The 17153-nt window shown below is 33.9% G+C and carries 17 protein-coding genes; 15 read left to right on the top strand and 2 right to left on the bottom strand.

Going from position 1 to position 17153, the window contains the following annotated elements:
• Positions 1 to 6 precede the first annotated feature (6 nt).
• Entirely contained in the window at positions 7 to 948 is a 942-nt protein-coding gene (locus FFM75_RS06215) for a glycosyltransferase family 2 protein (protein WP_137628325.1), read from the bottom strand.
• Between the two features lie 122 nt (positions 949 to 1070).
• Between FFM75_RS06215 and FFM75_RS06220 the strand changes: the two genes are divergently transcribed.
• Positions 1071 to 1991, top strand: a complete 921-nt coding sequence (locus FFM75_RS06220) for a YihY/virulence factor BrkB family protein (protein ID WP_223876625.1) — start codon at positions 1071 to 1073, stop codon at positions 1989 to 1991.
• A 98-nt stretch (positions 1992 to 2089) separates the two neighbouring features.
• Entirely contained in the window at positions 2090 to 3145 is a 1056-nt protein-coding gene (locus FFM75_RS06225) for an acyltransferase family protein (RefSeq protein WP_137628326.1), read from the top strand.
• A gap of 61 nt (positions 3146 to 3206) precedes the next feature.
• Here FFM75_RS06225 and FFM75_RS06230 read toward each other — a convergent pair whose 3' ends face one another.
• Complete coding sequence (locus tag FFM75_RS06230; RefSeq protein WP_137628327.1) at positions 3207 to 3443, bottom strand: hypothetical protein; 237 nt, start codon at positions 3441 to 3443, stop codon at positions 3207 to 3209.
• Positions 3444 to 3674: 231 nt separating this feature from the next.
• Here FFM75_RS06230 and larD point away from each other — a divergent pair, with 231 nt between their 5' ends.
• From larD to FFM75_RS06295, 13 genes are all read left to right on the top strand, one after another.
• Positions 3675 to 4394, top strand: coding sequence for a D/L-lactic acid transporter LarD (gene larD, locus FFM75_RS06235; protein WP_379831596.1), 720 nt, complete (start codon positions 3675 to 3677; stop codon positions 4392 to 4394).
• A gap of 163 nt (positions 4395 to 4557) precedes the next feature.
• The gene (glf, locus tag FFM75_RS06240) at positions 4558 to 5706 is read left to right on the top strand and encodes a UDP-galactopyranose mutase (RefSeq protein WP_137628329.1); all 1149 of its coding nucleotides are present in this window, start codon (positions 4558 to 4560) and stop codon (positions 5704 to 5706) included.
• Between the two features lie 30 nt (positions 5707 to 5736).
• A complete protein-coding gene (locus FFM75_RS06245; protein ID WP_171001440.1) occupies positions 5737 to 6720 on the top strand; it encodes a capsular polysaccharide synthesis protein in 984 nt (327 codons plus the stop codon).
• Complete coding sequence (locus FFM75_RS06250) at positions 6717 to 7778, top strand: glycosyltransferase family 4 protein (RefSeq protein WP_137628331.1); 1062 nt, start codon at positions 6717 to 6719, stop codon at positions 7776 to 7778. The genes FFM75_RS06245 and FFM75_RS06250 overlap by 4 nt, the downstream gene beginning before the upstream one ends.
• A 22-nt stretch (positions 7779 to 7800) precedes the next feature.
• A complete protein-coding gene (locus FFM75_RS06255) occupies positions 7801 to 9228 on the top strand; it encodes an oligosaccharide flippase family protein (protein WP_137628332.1) in 1428 nt (475 codons plus the stop codon).
• A gap of 37 nt (positions 9229 to 9265) precedes the next feature.
• A complete protein-coding gene (locus tag FFM75_RS06260; RefSeq protein WP_137628333.1) occupies positions 9266 to 10030 on the top strand; it encodes a DUF4422 domain-containing protein in 765 nt (254 codons plus the stop codon).
• A gap of 47 nt (positions 10031 to 10077) precedes the next feature.
• Positions 10078 to 10725 (top strand): YveK family protein, encoded by a 648-nt coding sequence (locus FFM75_RS06265; RefSeq protein ID WP_137628334.1) that lies wholly within the window; start codon positions 10078 to 10080, stop codon positions 10723 to 10725.
• A gap of 19 nt (positions 10726 to 10744) precedes the next feature.
• The gene (locus FFM75_RS06270) at positions 10745 to 11872 is read left to right on the top strand and encodes a glycosyltransferase (RefSeq protein ID WP_137628335.1); all 1128 of its coding nucleotides are present in this window, start codon (positions 10745 to 10747) and stop codon (positions 11870 to 11872) included.
• Positions 11873 to 12808 (top strand): glycosyltransferase family 2 protein, encoded by a 936-nt coding sequence (locus FFM75_RS06275; protein WP_171001441.1) that lies wholly within the window; start codon positions 11873 to 11875, stop codon positions 12806 to 12808. It abuts the gene before it with no gap.
• A 4-nt stretch (positions 12809 to 12812) separates the two neighbouring features.
• Positions 12813 to 13985 (top strand): hypothetical protein, encoded by a 1173-nt coding sequence (locus FFM75_RS06280; protein ID WP_137628336.1) that lies wholly within the window; start codon positions 12813 to 12815, stop codon positions 13983 to 13985.
• Positions 13982 to 14851, top strand: coding sequence for a glucose-1-phosphate thymidylyltransferase RfbA (gene rfbA, locus FFM75_RS06285; RefSeq protein WP_137628337.1), 870 nt, complete (start codon positions 13982 to 13984; stop codon positions 14849 to 14851). Before FFM75_RS06280 ends, rfbA begins: the two co-directional genes overlap by 4 nt.
• Positions 14852 to 14876: 25 nt before the next feature.
• Positions 14877 to 16181 carry a hypothetical protein gene (locus tag FFM75_RS06290; RefSeq protein WP_171001442.1) on the top strand — a complete coding sequence of 435 codons (1305 nt, stop codon included), beginning with the start codon at positions 14877 to 14879 and terminating at the stop codon, positions 16179 to 16181.
• Positions 16182 to 16394: 213 nt separating this feature from the next.
• Positions 16395 to 17081 carry a hypothetical protein gene (locus FFM75_RS06295; RefSeq protein WP_137628338.1) on the top strand — a complete coding sequence of 229 codons (687 nt, stop codon included), beginning with the start codon at positions 16395 to 16397 and terminating at the stop codon, positions 17079 to 17081.
• Positions 17082 to 17153 lie beyond the last annotated feature (72 nt).

Here is a 17153-nt window from a genome sequence, read left to right on the forward strand (position 1 = left end):
ACTACCTTATCTTTGTTCTTTAACAATATATTGTGGCCGATGCTTACTTTCAAGATAAATCTTACCAATATAATTACCAATAATACCCAAACAAAATAGCTGAATACCAGAAACAAATAACATAATCGAAACTAATGAAGCCCAGCCGCCAACGCTGTTACCCCAAAACAGTTTACGGATAATGATAAAAATCATCCCGATAATTGATAGGAAAGCGAACATACCACCAATAAAAGTCGCGATTTTCAATGGTACTTCTGAAAAGTCCACAATGGCTTCAATAGAATAATTAAGCAACTGCCAAAAACTCCAATGAGACTCACCAGCCGAACGTGGGGCATTTTCAAAAGTCAGATAAGTTGTTTTAAAACCAACCCAATTAAAAATTCCTTTTGAAAAGCGGTTATATTCAGGTAACTCGAGGATTGCATCCACCATCTGACGGGTCATGAGTCGATAATCTCGTGCATTAGGCACGATTTGGACTTTAGAGATTTTATTAATGACGGAATAAAATGCGCGTGAGAAGAATGACCGAATGGCTGGTTCGCCATGGCGGTTGGCACGCATCGTCCCCACACAGTCATAGTTGCCCGTCTGCAACAGTTCTAGCATCTCAGGCAGCAGTGCTGGAGGATCTTGCAAATCAACGTCCATGACGGCGACATAGTCTCCCTCAGCGTGTTGCAAACCGGCAGCTAAGCCAGCTTCTTTACCAAAATTGCGTGAAAATGATAAGTAATGAACTGTTTCCGGATGTTTAGCTTGTAGTTGTTGTAATTCTGGTAGTGTTTTATCAGTTGAGCCATCGTCAATAAAGCGATATTCGTGTGCAATATCTTTAAAAGTTTCCGGGTTATCGTGGAAGACTTTTTCAACGGTGTTATAAAAGATTTCAATAGTTAATTCTTCATTATAGCAAGGCACGATTAAACTGATTTTTTGCATCTTAAAATCCCCCCATCCCAGTGATGTAATCCTCAATAGCTTACCATAAAACGGATAACAGATGTTTCTGAAGACAATCCATTGTATAATTAACATTACTAAGTTTAGAGCGGAGAACCATTATGTTGAAATTAAAAGAACGTTATCCAAAAACGATGCAGTGGATTGAAATATTAATTCGCCGCTTTAATCAAGCTAATGTTAGTAATAATGCAATCGTGTTAGCGTATTATGCGTTAATGTCGATTGCACCCATCATTTTGATTGTTGGGAACATCGTGGCACGCTTTAACTTAAAAACTGGATTAATTCTAGCTTACGCGCAAGAGTTTATTCCGAGCAACATTTATAAGACCTTTAAGCCAATCTTAGTTTCTTTCTTATCAAGTGGTGGTAGTGGCAGTTTGTCTATTGGGATTGTCATTACCATCTGGTCAGCGTCACAGATTATTGCGGCGATTCGGCGCAGTCTAAATGAAGCCTATGGGGTTAAAAATGCACAGGGGGCCATTGTGACGCGTTTGATGGCCTTTCTATTAACTTTGGGGCTATTACTACTCATTGTGGCATTATCCATCTTCTTCACGCTTAGTCAAGTTATTATGGACGGTATTCTGGAATTAACCAATTCATCGCGTTCGATTATACCAGGCTGGTGGAAACGATTGTTAGATAACAAGAACTTGATTACTTTTGTGGGGATGTTTGTTTTAGCTATCGTGTTGTACTACTTTGTCCCCAATGCAGTCGTCAAGTTACGCTACATCTGGATAGGGGCGTTAGTGACGTCGATTGGTTGGATTGTCATTTCACAAGGGTTTCGGTTTTATGTTGAATTGTTTGCGCGGCGGATTACGTCATATCAAACGATTGGAAGTTTGATTGTGTTGATGTTTTGGTTAAACTTTTCAGGCATCTTATTGATGTTTGGCGGGGTCGTTAACGCGACCGTCCAAGAGTGGTTTGAACATGAGATTAAGCCTAAATCTCATGTGGTGGGAAAATATGTGAATGTTTTTTTAAAATCTAAAAAGAAAAAGTAACTTTCAAACTTATATTCATAATTAATAAACGTATTTATGTGTATAATGTAGGTTAGTATTATTTTTGTCGCTTTTTTTAATATGAGGAGGATTTTTTTTTGGCAAAAAGGATCGAATGGATTGATTTTGGAAAAGGTTTAACAATGGTATTAGTTGTTTTAGGTCATGTTTTATTAGGGTTATACGGAACAGGTTTATATAGCAACAATCAAGAGTATTTTATGAGATATATAATGGGTATTTTGTATTCTACACATATGCCTATTTTTTTTGCGATTTCAGGATTTGTCTATTCTTTAAGGAATAATCATTTAAAAGCACAAGAATTATTGGTTTTTAATATTAGAAAGCTTATTGGTCTGGGAATTCCATATGTATTGTTTTCAATTGTTTACTGGGGCCTTAAAGCAGTTGGAAAGGGCACTGCCAGAGTAAGTATTCCTTTTTCAAGTTTGTTGGAAATTTATAAATCTCCAATAGAAATTTTATGGTTCTTATATACACTTTTCTTTGTGTTTTTGTTTGTATCGGTGTTGGATTCATTGATAATAAATCCTAATGTCGTTATGCTGATACTGATTATTGGATTTTTAAGCGTAACATTTTTTCCTACAAATATCGTATGTATTCAGCAAACTTTTATGTGGACCTTATTTTTCTATTTTGGTAAACAACTGCACCTGCATTTTAAGTTAATTACGTCTAACATGACTAGATGGTTGTCTGGAGCTTTTGTTGTGGTGTTTATGATTTTTCGTATCTTTATTCCTGCTAAGGGAATTACTGGCGTAAATTATGCAAATTTGGGTATTGTGCAGGTTTTAATTTCTCTATGCATTGTTGTATTTGCGTTTAGTGTTTTTGAATCTCAAAAGACAGATACTGCCTTCTTCAAGTATTTTGATAAGATTGGTCCAATAACCATTACTATATATTTGATTCATGCTCCATTTGAGTCTGTTTTCCGAATTCTATTGTTAAAATTCGGAATTGTAAACTTGGGTATACAAATTGCATTGGGATTAATAGTTTCATTCTATTTCGCAATAGCTTGCGATTTTATTATTGAAAGAGTATCTTTTTTGAAGTTTTTATTCTATCCAACAAAGTTTTTAACGGCAAAACGGTTAAATCACTTTTTCTTTCAAAAATAAAGCATATAAAAAAGACAAAAACCAGATTTGTTGATTACAAATGTGGTTTTTGTCTTTTTTTTTAAAGACGACTGTTGTAAATCAAGAAACTGATATAACAAACATCATCATTTGGTAAATCATAGCCGGTATTTTGGTTGGTCCCATCGTTTTCGTGTAACACGGTGAATTCGCCATCGCCGTAGTCTTGTTTGTTGAGGTAGTTAGTTAACTTTTCGTCACATTCAGCGAGTGTTTTACCAGTAACCATCCGCCGATTCCAGCCACGATGAATTTCAGTACCTTCGATGTTGATCATGAAAGTGGCCCCCTTACTTACAGTTTGTCTTACAATTTAAGTATACCTTAACTGACGGTCAATACCAGAACTTCGCCAAAAAACACCTAATTATCAAATAAGCATATTAAACCGTTCGCTTTTTGTGTATAATGGTGTTCGTGTGAAAAAATGATCGTTACTTTCAGAAAGATAACTAACGTGACTGGATTCAAAATAAAACGGCGTGACGAGCGCCACTGGAGGAGAATTATAGTGATTCATCAGCTTCTGGCAGAGTTCATGGGAACCGCTTTGATGATTATTTTTGGTGTCGGTGTACATTGTAGTGAGGTTTTGAAAGGGACTAAGTATCGTGGTTCTGGCCATATCTTTGCAATTACAACTTGGGGTTTTGGGATTACCATCGCACTATTTATTTTTGGTAATGTCTGCATTAACCCGGCAATGGTCTTGGCACAATGTATGTTAGGCAACATTTCTTGGGCGATGTTTATCCCATATTCAGTTGCTGAAGTCTTAGGTGGGGTTGTTGGTGCCGTAATCGTTTGGATTATGTACGCTGATCATTTTGCAGCTTCTGAAGGCGAAATCTCACCAATTACGATTCGTAACTTATTCTCAACGGCGCCCGCTGTTCGGAACTTACCTCGGAATTTCTTCGTTGAATTCTTTGATACTTTCTTATTTATTTCTGGCATTTTAGCTATTTCTGAAGTGAAGACGCCGGGGATCGTTCCGATTGGTGTTGGCTTGTTAGTATGGGCAATTGGGATGGGTCTTGGTGGTCCAACCGGGTTCGCGATGAACCTTGCTCGTGATATGGGTCCTCGTATTGCCCATGCTATCTTACCTATTAAAAATAAGGCTGATAGTGATTGGCAATACGGGATTATTGTTCCTGGGATTGCACCATTTGTTGGGGCAGCTTGTGCGGCCTTGTTTATGCATGGATTCTTTGGAATTGGATAGATACTAAATTTGATGCAACCGGTTGTCGTAAAGTATAGACGATCCGGTTGTTTTTTTTAAGAAACTTTGTAAGTGAAATGAAATGTCAGTGAGACTGGTATAACGTTACAATAGGATTGATAACGCTACTTTTTTCTTTAGTTTTTTTTGATATAATACTACGATGGTACTTTTTTTATTGGAGGAAAATAAATTGGCTAAAAATTATGATTATTTAATAGTTGGGGCAGGCCTTTTTGGAGCAGTATTTGCACATGAGGCAGCATTACGCGGGAAAAAGGTTAAAGTAATTGAAAAACGTAATCATATTGCCGGTAACATCTATACTAAGGAAGTTGATGGGATTCAAGTTCATCAATATGGGGCACATATTTTCCATACTTCCGATAAAGATATCTGGAATTATGTTAACCAATTTGCGGAATTTAATCGTTATACAAATAGTCCAGTAGCTAATTATAAAGGTCATATGTACAATTTGCCCTTTAATATGAATACTTTTAGTGAACTATGGGGCGTACGGACACCTGATGAAGCTAGAGCAAAGATTCAGGAACAAAAAGATGCTGTTAAGCTAAGTGGAGAGCCTAAGAATCTTGAAGAACAAGCTATTTCTTTGATTGGGACTGACGTCTACGAGAAGCTGATCAAAGGGTATACCGAAAAACAATGGGGACAAGAGGCAACCGATTTACCCGCATTTATTATTCGCCGGCTACCGGTTCGATACACGTTTGATAATAATTACTTCAATGATACTTATCAGGGAATTCCGATTGGCGGTTATACCCAAATTGTCGAAAAAATGTTGGATCATCCAGAAATTGATGTTGAAACTGGTGTGGACTTTTTTGCTCATAAAGATCAATACCTTAAAGACTATCCAAAGGTCATTTTCACTGGGATGATTGACCAATATTTTGATTACCAATTGGGTGAATTAGAGTATCGTTCACTACGATTTGAAACAGAAGAATTGGATGTTGATAATTACCAAGGGAATGCAGTTATTAACTATACAGATGCAGAGACGCCATTTACACGAATTATTGAACATAAACATTTTGAATTTGGCAAAGGGGATAAAGGTAAGAGTGTTATAACACGTGAATATCCTGCTGATTGGAAACGTGGGGACGAACCTTACTATCCAGTTAATAATTCACGAAATAATTCACTTTATAAGCAATATGCTGCCTTGGCCAAACAAGAAGGCAATGTTATTTTTGGTGGACGGTTGGGCCAATATCGTTATTACGATATGCATCAAGTTATCCACGCAGCTCTTGTCCTGGTTAATTCTGAAATTTGAAGTCTATCAATAAGATAGCTGGGGTGCAAATTGAATAAAATAATAAAGATTACAAAAAAGTTTTATACCGATTCCAGATACTTTTCATTTGAATTAGCAACCTTACATCTTAAAGAAACGATGTCTCGATATACACCATATAAAATGAAAGAAAAAGCATGGTTAAGGAAAGATCAATTGATTTTAGATTATTTAGATGCAAAGTATTCGAACGTGAATTTTACAACAGTCACTCCTAAAAAAAATAAGAGTGATAATATCTGGGTATTTTGGTATCAGGGTGAACAGGCTATGCCAGAAATAGTAAAAGAAACGTTTACAAGTGTTAAAAATAATGCAAATGGGCACAAAGTTATTCTGATTACTAAAGATAATTTGGAGACATATTTAAAAATTCCAAATATTATAAAAGAAAGAGTGTCTGAGGGAAAAATTACTATAACTGAATATAGTGATATTATCCGTTTTTGGTTGTTGTTTGATTACGGTGGACTTTGGATTGATGCTACGGTACTAGTTACTCGATTAATTCCGGAGAGAATTTTTGAGTTGCCTGTGTTTACTATTAGAAATGATTTAGATAAAAATAGTCCCTTATATTATATTAGTGTTGCTCATTTGCGGTGGACTACTTATGTTTTTGGAGGCAAAGCTGGCAATCCACTTTTTTCCTTTATTAGAGATGTTTTGATTGATTATAATAGTAAAGAACCTGCTCTGATTGATTACTTACTTCTTGATTATGTAATAGAATATGCTTGTCGGCGTTCACCAAAGATTCGAAATGTGATGAACGGTATTCCGGAAAGTAATGTATACAAGGAAGATTTGATTAACAGACTTAATGCTACATTCCCAGATGAAAATACAATTTCATTATTAAAAAGTGATACTTTCTTCTTTAAACTAAGTTATAAGATTAAATATTCGCAAAAGTCCAATAGAGAGTCAAATTACAAGTTATTATTGGATCATAGTTTTTTTCAAAAGTATAACATTGGTGGACAATCATGAAAATAACGTTTATATTACCAGGAATTGCACGTTTCCCAGTTGGTGGCTTTCAAGTAGTTTATGACTATGCTAACTACTTGGTAAAAAAAGGATATGATATTGAAATCCTTCACGCAATGTTTTTACCAACACAGGGAAAAGCATCGGTAATCTCTCTTTTGAAGTATAGATTAAAAAAAGCATTAAGAAAACTGGGAATCTTAAAACCTTGGTTTATTCTGGATAAGAGGATAAAAGTAAGGGATATTGGTAAAGTTAGAAATGAAGATGTTAGAGATGCTGACAAAGTGATTGCGACAGCTTGGGAAACAGCAGAATTTGTCGCACAATTGCCAGATAGTTGCGGTACTAAATACTACTTTATTCAACACTATGAAATCTGGGGAGGCAAGGAACGTGTTGATGCGACATGGCATTTGCCTTTACACAAAATAGTAATTGCCACGTGGCTTAAGAAAATTGCAGAAAATTTCGGAGAAAAAGCATGTTTAGTTCCAAATTTCATTCAGCAAGATAATTTCTACATGGTCAAAGATTTCGAGGCAAGAGTGCCAACTATTTCAATGTTATATAGTGAGCACGCTGTAAAGGGTTCAGAAGATGGGATTAATGCATTAAAGATGATTAGAGAAAAAAATAAAAAGGTACGAATTAAAATTTTTGGTGTGTTTGATAAGCCTAAAAATTTACCCGAGTATTGTGAGTACATTAAGAATCCTAGTAGAAAATATCTTCGTGAAAAGATTTATAACGAATCAACTATTTATTTGTTTCCCAGTGTTTCAGAAGGATGGGGACTAACTGCTACTGAAGCAATGGCCTGTGGAGCCGCACTTTGTTCAACAGATAATGGTGGTGTAGATGATTTTGGTATAAATAATGAGACAGCTCTTATTTCGCCTGTACATTCACCACAGAAATTGTATTTAAATTTAAAAAAATTGCTCGATGATGATCAATTACGAGTAAAGCTTGCTCAAAATGGGCAACGTAGTGTAAAAAAATTAACTTTAGAAAATTCTGGTCACCTGTTTGAAAAGGCTCTGGGGTTACTTTAATAAATAGGTGCTGGGAGGCAACATGAAATTAATACGAAACTATTTGTATAATGCTAGTTATCAAGTCTTGATCTTAATAACGCCATTAATAACAGTTCCATATGTAGCACGTGTTTTAGGGCCAAATGGTGTAGGAATATATTCATATACTAATTCAATAATAACCTACTTTGTTTTGATAGGAACACTTGGAATTACAGTGTATGGAAATCAGCAAGTGGCATTTCATAGAGATGATATCTTTGAAAGATCTAAAACATTTTGGGAAATAGAAATACTCCAGGCGGTTAACGTAGCAATTGTATTTTTGTTCTTTGGTGGTTTTATGGTACTGGATCATAGATATAGACTATTTATGATTTTTCAGGCATTTCAGTTATTAGCGGGGGCGTTTGATGTTTCTTGGTTTTTTATGGGAATAGAAGATTTTAAAAAAACGGTCTTTCGAAATACTTTAGTTAAACTGGCAACATTAGCATCTATTTTTATTTTTGTGAAAAGTAGAAGTGATTTGGGATTATATATTCTGATTCTGGCTTTGTCACAATTGCTCGGTAATTTTACATTATGGCCGTATTTAAAAAATAACGTTGTGTTTGTTAAACCACGAAAGTTGAACGTGTGGAAACATTATGTTCCAGCGTTGATGCTTTTTGTGCCACAGGCAGCTAATCTAGTGTATCAACAAGTTAACAAGACAATGCTCGGAAATCTTGATTCAGTGAGTTCAGTAGCATACTTTGATTATGCAGATAAATTAATAAAGACTGTTTTGGCCGTTGTGACGGCTACAGGAATAGTTATGTTGCCCCATATGGCTAATTTGTATGTTAAAGGAAAATTAGAAGAAATCAGACATTATCTGTATAAGTCGTTTGAATTTGTATCATTTATTGCAATTCCTTTAATGTTTGGTATTTCAGGTATTGCAACAGCATTAGCACCATGGTATTTTGGGCGGGACTTCACGGTTTCAGGCTTACTTTTAATTATTGAGTCACCTGTTATTATTTTGATTGGTTGGAGTAATGTGATTGGTCAACAATACATGATGCCAACAAAGCAAATTCCAGCATATACTAAATCAGTCATTTTGGGGGCCATAGTGAATATTGTTTTTAATATTCCTTTGATTATGTGGTTGGGAGCCGTGGGTGCCCCAATTGCCACGGTAGCAGCGGAGCTTGCAGTTACAATTTATCAGCTTGTCAGCGTTCGTAAACAATTGACTATTAAATACTTGTTTACAGACTTGGGAAAGTATTTAATAGCAGGTGTAGTAATGTTTTTTGGCGTATATTTTTTGAATATAACAATGAATATTTCCGTATTAAGTTTATTGGCTCAAATAACGGAAGGCGTATTAATTTATTCTGGGATATTACTTATTTTACAACCAAATCTTGTTTTAGAAGGTAAAGATATGCTTCTAAAAAAATTTTCTAAGTAGGCGTTTATCAAAAAATATAATTTAGGAGAGTAATTAATTGAAAGTAAAAGTTTTGGTGGCAGCACATAAAAATGCAAGAATGCCGGATGATAAGGAGCTTTATCTACCCGTACAGGTTGGAAAAGCTCTACATCCAGATTTGAATCTACCATATCAGCCTGATGATACGGGGGATAATATTTCTTTAAAAAATGGATCGTACAATGAGTTAACGGCAATATACTGGGCCTGGAAAAATTTGGATGCTGATGCAATTGGTCTCGTTCACTATAGGAGATTGTTGAGCTTGAATCATGAAAAAAGCTTTTCAAAAGTATTGTCAAAAGATCAAGTAATTAGTTTGTTGAAAGATAATAGTATAATTCTGCCCAAAAAGCGAAAATACTATATTGAAACTAATTATTCGCATTATATTCATGCGCATCATAAAGAGCCACTTGATGCGTGTAGAGATGTCATAAAAAAACTTTATCCGGATTATTTATCTGCTTATGATCAAGTTATGAAAAAGACATCAGCACATATGTTTAACATATTTATAATGAAACGAGAATATTTTGACGAATATTGTAAATGGATGTTTGATATTCTTGCCAGCTTAGAAAGAAGAATTGACACAACCGAATATGATGCATATGAATCAAGAGTAATTGGCTTTGTGAGTGAGCTACTTTTGGATGTATGGTTAGTTAAAAACGGTTATTCATATAAAGAAGTGAATTATGTTTTTATGGAGAAACAGAATTGGTTAAAAAAGGGTGGAAATTTTGTTTTAAGAAAGTTTCGTGGCTTTAAAAACTGATTACTGTTTACTGGGTATATTATAGTTAAAACATTTATGGAGGAATTATGAATTCAAAGTTTTCTTTTTTACCATTTTTTAAGGTATTGTGGTATCGATTAGTATGGATTATCGTCTTTGCATTAATTGGTTCAGGTGTTGGCTATTATGTTATGCGTAAAACATATACACCAACTTATATGGTTGCATCAAGTGTGGATGTCCATCATAAAACTAAGAGTAATGAGAGTAATCTTGATCAATTAAATACTGATGTAAATCGCCTAGGTGTTGTTCAGAGTGAAATGAGTGATCCTGGAATTTATGCATCAGTAAGTAGTTCAATTAAAGATAAAAATAATATCAGTATTTCGGTCAAGGCCTTACAGAACAAGGTGAGCGTGGTTACTAAGCCAACTAGCACTATCCTGAGTGTTTCGGCCACTACTGATAGCGCAAAGAAATCTAGTGTAATTGTAGATAGTGTAATTAGTAGCTATAAAACAAAATATACAAAAAAAGATAAGAAGTTAGTGGTAAATCAGTTATCCAAAGCTAGGCCTTCTACTGCAATTGTTAGCAAAACACCATATGCTCAATATATTAAGAACGGTGCTTTAATTGGTGGAGTATTGGCATATCTTGTTTGTCTATTTTTGTATTATAAGCAAAGAAAAAATAGCAGTCGTAAGAGACAACAAAAAGCTAAAAATTAGAAATGGGAGTTGAGCTGCTATGCGAGTTTTAGTGGTTGGAGATTTTCTTAAGTCTAGCGGAATGACTAATTATATTTTTAATGTAATTGGAAATATATCAAGCTCTGATTTAAAGTTTGAAGCGTTGGCAGTTTCTGGTTCTGAAGAATGTAAAGAAAGAGTAGAAAATTTAGGATGGAAATTCCATGTTATTGCTCCCGCAAACGGCTCGTTAATAAAACATAACTTGCAGGCTTTTAGCTTTTTTAAAAAAAATGCATCGAAATATGACGTAATTCATTTCAACGAAACCGCCCTTTGGAACTTTCTCCCAATTGTTTTCGCTAACTACTTTTGTTCAGGAAAGATAGTTATAAATTCTCACAATACTTATTTTGCATCTGATGGTAAATGGATTGTATTTAAGGTGCTGGAGGTATTGCATGCGATTGGAAAGAAAGTAGTTTCAAAAACGAGGCCAATAAATATAGCAGTTTCTGAGGAGGCTGCTACTTGGATGTTTGAAAAAAAGACTATTAGACTAAATAATTATAAGGTTATTTCAAATGGTATTGACTTAAAAGAGTTTACCTTTAATCAAAAATCGAGAAGTGTTTACAGGAAAAAGTTAAAAGTAAAAGATGATGAGATCCTATTTGGTAATGTTGGTATCTTGAATCAACGAAAAAATCAATTAAGACTATTGGATATTTTTAAGGATATTTTAAGTAAGACACCAAGTGCAAGATTAGTATTGATAGGCGACGGTCCCCTTTTAAATAAAATTCAAGATAAGATAATTGAATTAGACTTGTCTGAAAAAGTTATCATGACGGGAAAGATCAGCAATGTTAGGGATTATTATCAAGCAATGGATGCGTTGGTTATGCCGTCTTACAATGAAGGATTGAGCACAGTACTACTTGAGGCACAGACCATAGGATTAAAAATTTTTCCATCTAAAGAAATGCCATTAGGAAATTATTTAGACTCTCTTGTTTTTCCTATTTCACTAAAAAAATCAAATAAAGAGTGGGCTACAGTTATTAACGACAAGATGGGGAGTTACCGTAGAACATCACATTTAGAGGCAATGAAAAAGAGAAATTATGATTTGAGTTCCGCATCTGAATGCATTAGTGAAATTTATCTAGGGGGAATTAATTAATTGGCTAAAGTAGAAGTGGCGATCTTGTTGTCAACATATAATGGTGAAAAGTATTTGAAAGATCAAATTGAGTCAATTCGTCGACAAACGTATAAAAATTGGCAACTTTTTATACGAGATGATGGTTCAACTGATGAAACAACAAATATTATACAGGAGCTTATTGGAAAAGATGATAGGGTTCAATGGATAAATAGACAAAAGGTCAAAAATGTTGGTGTAAAAGAGTCCTTCATTATATTACTTAAAGAAACCAAGGCTAATTACTATATGTTTTGTGATCAGGACGATGTGTGGTTACCTAGAAAAATCGAAGTAACTTTGGCCGCTATGAAGGAGAATTCCTTAATACCACAATTAGTTTTTACAGATTTAAAATTGGTTGATAGTGATTTAAAAACACTTGATCAGTCGGTACTATCAAGTGTTGATATTAATTACTGGATTTGTCCAGATAACCTCTTGTTCGATAATATCGTTACTGGCTGTACAGTCATGATAAATCAAGCATTAAAAGATATAGTCTTGCCTGTTAACACTGACAGCATTGTGATGCATGATTGGTGGTTCGCACAAATCGCATCACAGTCTGGACAAATTAATTTTGTAAATCAGGCGACGATATTATATCGGCAACATGGAGACAATCAGGTGGGAATCAATACGAACTTATGGCATAAGTTTGCTAAAATTAGAAGATTCAACAAATTTAGAATGCAAACAGAATTGCAAATAATTCAAGGAAATTTATCTGTTCAGCGTACTCACTTTAAGACGACTGATAAAGGACGTATGTTTCTTTCAATGAAAGATACTAAAACAATAGCGAGGTTGGCAGTTGTTGTGAAAGCAGGTTTTAGAAAACATACAAAATTTGGCTCACTTGCGTTAAACATCGCATTAATGATGAATAATTTAAGGAAAATTGGAGGTTGATGTAGTGATAGAAAGTTTTAATATATTAAAAGCTGAAAAACGTGAGTCACTTCGCGAAAAGCTTTTTTTCTGGTTATATGCAATTTATGAAACCTGTTACTATTTTCTAGGAACCAGTAATATTAATACGTTCTTTAACACAACACGAGTAACGATGATAATCAATCTATGTGTAATGGTTGGCCTATTTATGTTCTCTATTACTAATCGATACACATTTGACCAATTTTTACTTGTTATTTCGAGTTTAATACTTGGCCTTTTTGCTTTCTTTATAGTTGGGAAAAATGTTTTATTGATGGGCTTGATGTTTGCTATCGCGGCAAAAAATATTAACCTGAATAGGTTCATTAGGAAAGATTTTACATTAAGAACTGTACTGTTGGGTATAATATTAATTGCTAACAGAGTTGGCTGGATTCCCAGTAGGATTGCTTTGCGCGGTGGTGGTAGTACTGTTGTGCGAGACTCTTTAGGGTTTAATCAGTTTAATGTTACTGGCGCTTTGATTATGATTTGTATTTTGGAATATCTCTATTTGAATTTCGGAAATATTTCAAATAATACGTATGTTATTATAGTCATGATCACAGGAATTATGTTTTACTTAACTAATTCTAGAGGACCTATGTTAGCCATTGTTTTATATCTGGTTATTTGTTGGATGAAGCAAAAACAAGAGAAATACTATAATGGTATAATGACACGCCTTTGTGAATATGCAAAATACTTATTTGTACTATTATCTGTATTATCTATGGCTGCTGTCGTATTCTTTAAGTATGATAATTCTACTTGGCAAGTAATTAATAAATTAAGCTCGGATAGAATTAATATATTGAATCAGTACTTTAATGAGTTTGGAATCTCATTACTGCCACAAAAGGTTAGCGATTATCGGTCAGCTGGGATAATTGTAATGGATAATGTATATGCAACATTGGCAATACAATATGGGTTACTCATTTTAATTGTTTTCGCAGTTTTTTATTACATCTTATGTAAGAATGCCTTTGTAAAAAATAATATTGCTTTTGTTTGGTTATTAATAACATTAATGCTTTTTGGTCTAATTGAATCAACTTTCTTTATGGCAAGTATTAATTTTACGATAATGATGGTCTTTACTAATTTATCACCGGTGAAAAGTTTAGAGTCAGGAGGGGAAAAGAAATGAAAGGAATTATATTAGCTGGAGGATCTGGAACTAGATTATATCCTATAACAAAAGTTACTTCGAAGCAGTTAATACCAGTATATGATAAGCCAATGATATATTATCCATTATCTACGCTGATGTTGGCTGGTATAACAGAGGTTTTGATAATTTCAACTCCAAGAGATATAACCCGATTTAAGGAACTTCTGGGAGATGGATCACAGTTAGGTATGGATTTTGAATATGCAGTCCAAGATAAACCCAATGGTTTAGCAGAAGCTTTTATTATTGGTGAAACTTTTATTGGAAAAGATTCAGTTTGTTTGATTCTTGGGGATAATATATTTTATGGTAATGGGTTATCGACATTAGTACAAGATGCTGCTAAGTTGCAGGATGGTGCTACGGTTTTTGGATACCAAGTTAGTGATCCGGAACGATTTGGAGTGGTTAGTTTTAACGACAAAAAGGAAGTTACAACTATTGAAGAAAAGCCACATAACCCCAAAAGTAACTATGCTGTAACTGGAATATATTTTTATGATAACTCTGTTGTCTCTATTGCAAAAAAAATAAAACCGTCTGCACGAGGTGAACTTGAGATAACGGATGTCAATAATGAGTATTTAATGCGAAAAAAGTTGCATGTTAAATTATTAAGTAGAGGGTTTGCTTGGCTTGATACGGGGACACATGAGTCGCTACAGGATGCTTCTGGATTTATACAAACTGTTGAAAAAAGACAAAATCTGATAATTGCAAGTATCGAAGAGGTTGCCTATCGGATGCATTATATCAGTCGTCAAGACTTAATAGACTTGGCTAAGCCATTATCAAAAAATCGATATGGTCAGTACCTAATTAATCTTGCAAATGAAGTTTAGATTATGCTTCTAATTGGTGAGTATAGTGAATACTAAAGTGAAGAGAAGACTATTTCTATTGATAGGCATATTTTTTCTATTTGTAATAGTAATTAGTGTCTATAATAGAGAGAAAATTAATTCGAAAAAGATTGCTGAAAGAGAAGCACGAGAAAAAGTTTTAGATGGTCATAAACCTATTACATCAAAGATTGGAAATTTTGTTTGGCTATACGGCTATAAAAAGAATTCGTCAGCTAATTATGATTACTTCAAATCTCAAATTCAACTTGCGAAAAAGACTGATTTAAAATATGTGGTACTTCCCATGGTTTTTAAGGGGACATATGTAAAAAATGGAAAGTTTGATTTTAAGGAATTTGATAAAGTAATGAAGCTGGTGAAAAAGTATAAGTTGAAGCCAATCATAGTTTTTAGTGCTGTCAGTAGTAAAGATGATCATATGTATAAAACAAAAAAGCAAATTATTTTAAAAAAATATGGCAACTTGGTTCTGAGTGCTATTAAACGATATAAGAATTGCGGGGTTGTCTGGCAGATGTGGAATGAACCAAATGGTTTATTCTGGTTCAATCAGAGCACAGATGGTAATAATGCAGCTTTGGTGATGGATTGGCTTAAGTTTGAAAAAAGAATTTTTGGTTGGGTTCGAAAATACGATCCTAAATCCGTCTTTCTAGGTGGGGCTTTTGGGGGAAATTATAGAGATGCAAGCAAAGTTATGAGCATTGCTTTGAGTAAGGGAATGCTTAAGCATGTTGATGCAATCGCAAATCATCCATATGTTTCTGAAAATGAATCGGATAATGGAGCGCCAGAAAATTTACTGAGGGTAAACTCTAGATCTTATTTAGAGAGTTTGACAAATAATAAGAAAATAAAGAAAAGTCTTAAAAGCATTCCACTGGTGACGACAGAGTTTGGATATTCTATGGGAAAGACACACCAAGGACAGTGGTCAGAAAGAGAACAGGCTGATTATCTTGCTAGAGGTATGTTTATTTTAGATATGATGCACCAGCCAATCATTAGCCTTTTTAGCTTAGTAGATGTTGGAAATACTGAGCAGTGGGGGTTGTATAAGGGGACCGATTCTGCTTATCTCTCAAAAGAAAGTGGTCGACTTATTATGCAATTGTTGAGTAATCTAGATGGATACAGTTTTAATAAGCGAATCTCTCAAAATTCAAAACGTGATTTTATATTGCGGTATTCGAAAAAAAACAAAAAAGATAGATATGTTTGTTGGACTATGGATTCTACACATACAATAAGAGTTGCTAATCAGGATGTTATACTATCGGCGACTCCGCAAATCGTATATCGATAATAATGATAATACTTCTATAAAAGGCATATCGAAATTCATGTTGAATTTCGGTATGCCTTTTGTAGAGGAAAGATTTATATGTGACATAAGATAATTCATTAATACAGTTTTGAAAAAAATAAACTTACCGCTTAAGTTTTTCTAAATGAAATGATGTATAATTAAATTTATATTTGCTTTTTAGCTTAAATATTTTTAAGGGGTAGTAAGTCAGTGAAAGAGAAGAAATGGGTCAGATATGGTAGTTTTGTAGTAATTATACTTGTTGCGTATCTTATGTTAATGCGTTCTAGTAATACGTCGTTTATTGAGACGTTGACATATATGTATTATGATAAAAAGGTTCAAATCCTAACGATAATATTCCTATCTTTAATTTTTGAATCGTTTAATATACTTATTAATTCTTATTGGATATCAACATCAATCTTTTTAACTTTTTCTGGCATAATAGCTATTGTTAACTATGAAAAGGTCCAACTAAGAAATGAAGGATTTTTGCCTTCCGATTTGTTAATGTTAGGTTCATGGAATAAGATAATTGGTATGGTTAGCCCGATACTTATTATTGCTAGTATGATTACGATTGTAATTATATTCTTTGCTTGCTATTATCTTTTAAAAGAAATAAAATTCAATTTTAAATGGTATTTCAAGGTTATTATTGTACTTTTTACCTTGCTATTTGGATATGGATTGGGAAATTCACAGCAGAAAAATACTATTTTTTACACAATTGGACATGCAATGGGAAATGATCCCCTTTATTTGGCTCCTGTAATAGCTGTTCAAACAAATGGTCCTATTATTAACTTCATGAATAATATTAATGTTCAGATAATGGAAAAGCCAAAAGGCTATTCAAAAGGAGAGCGTAAAATATCTTGTGTAAATGCATAAAAGATTTCTGAATTGTATAGAAATAGGGAATGCCTTCCCTTATGATATTTAGTAACCACAGAAAACATCACA

This window comes from Lactiplantibacillus daowaiensis (assembly GCF_005405085.1).
GTDB classification, from domain to species: Bacteria; Bacillota; Bacilli; order Lactobacillales; family Lactobacillaceae; genus Lactiplantibacillus; species Lactiplantibacillus daowaiensis.

Bases quoted from the DNA above. Each gene is read 5' to 3' on its own strand.
- FFM75_RS06215 (WP_137628325.1), bottom strand. From the start codon at position 948: ATGCAAAAAATCAGTTTAATCGTGCCTTGCTATAATGAAGAATTAACT.
- FFM75_RS06220 (WP_223876625.1), top strand. From the start codon at position 1,071: ATGTTGAAATTAAAAGAACGTTATCCAAAAACGATGCAGTGGATTGAA.
- FFM75_RS06230 (WP_137628327.1), bottom strand. From the start codon at position 3,443: ATGATCAACATCGAAGGTACTGAAATTCATCGTGGCTGGAATCGGCGG.
- glf (WP_137628329.1), top strand. From the start codon at position 4,558: ATGGTACTTTTTTTATTGGAGGAAAATAAATTGGCTAAAAATTATGAT.
- FFM75_RS06250 (WP_137628331.1), top strand. From the start codon at position 6,717: ATGAAAATAACGTTTATATTACCAGGAATTGCACGTTTCCCAGTTGGT.
- FFM75_RS06255 (WP_137628332.1), top strand. From the start codon at position 7,801: ATGAAATTAATACGAAACTATTTGTATAATGCTAGTTATCAAGTCTTG.
- FFM75_RS06265 (WP_137628334.1), top strand. From the start codon at position 10,078: ATGAATTCAAAGTTTTCTTTTTTACCATTTTTTAAGGTATTGTGGTAT.
- FFM75_RS06270 (WP_137628335.1), top strand. From the start codon at position 10,745: ATGCGAGTTTTAGTGGTTGGAGATTTTCTTAAGTCTAGCGGAATGACT.
- rfbA (WP_137628337.1), top strand. From the start codon at position 13,982: ATGAAAGGAATTATATTAGCTGGAGGATCTGGAACTAGATTATATCCT.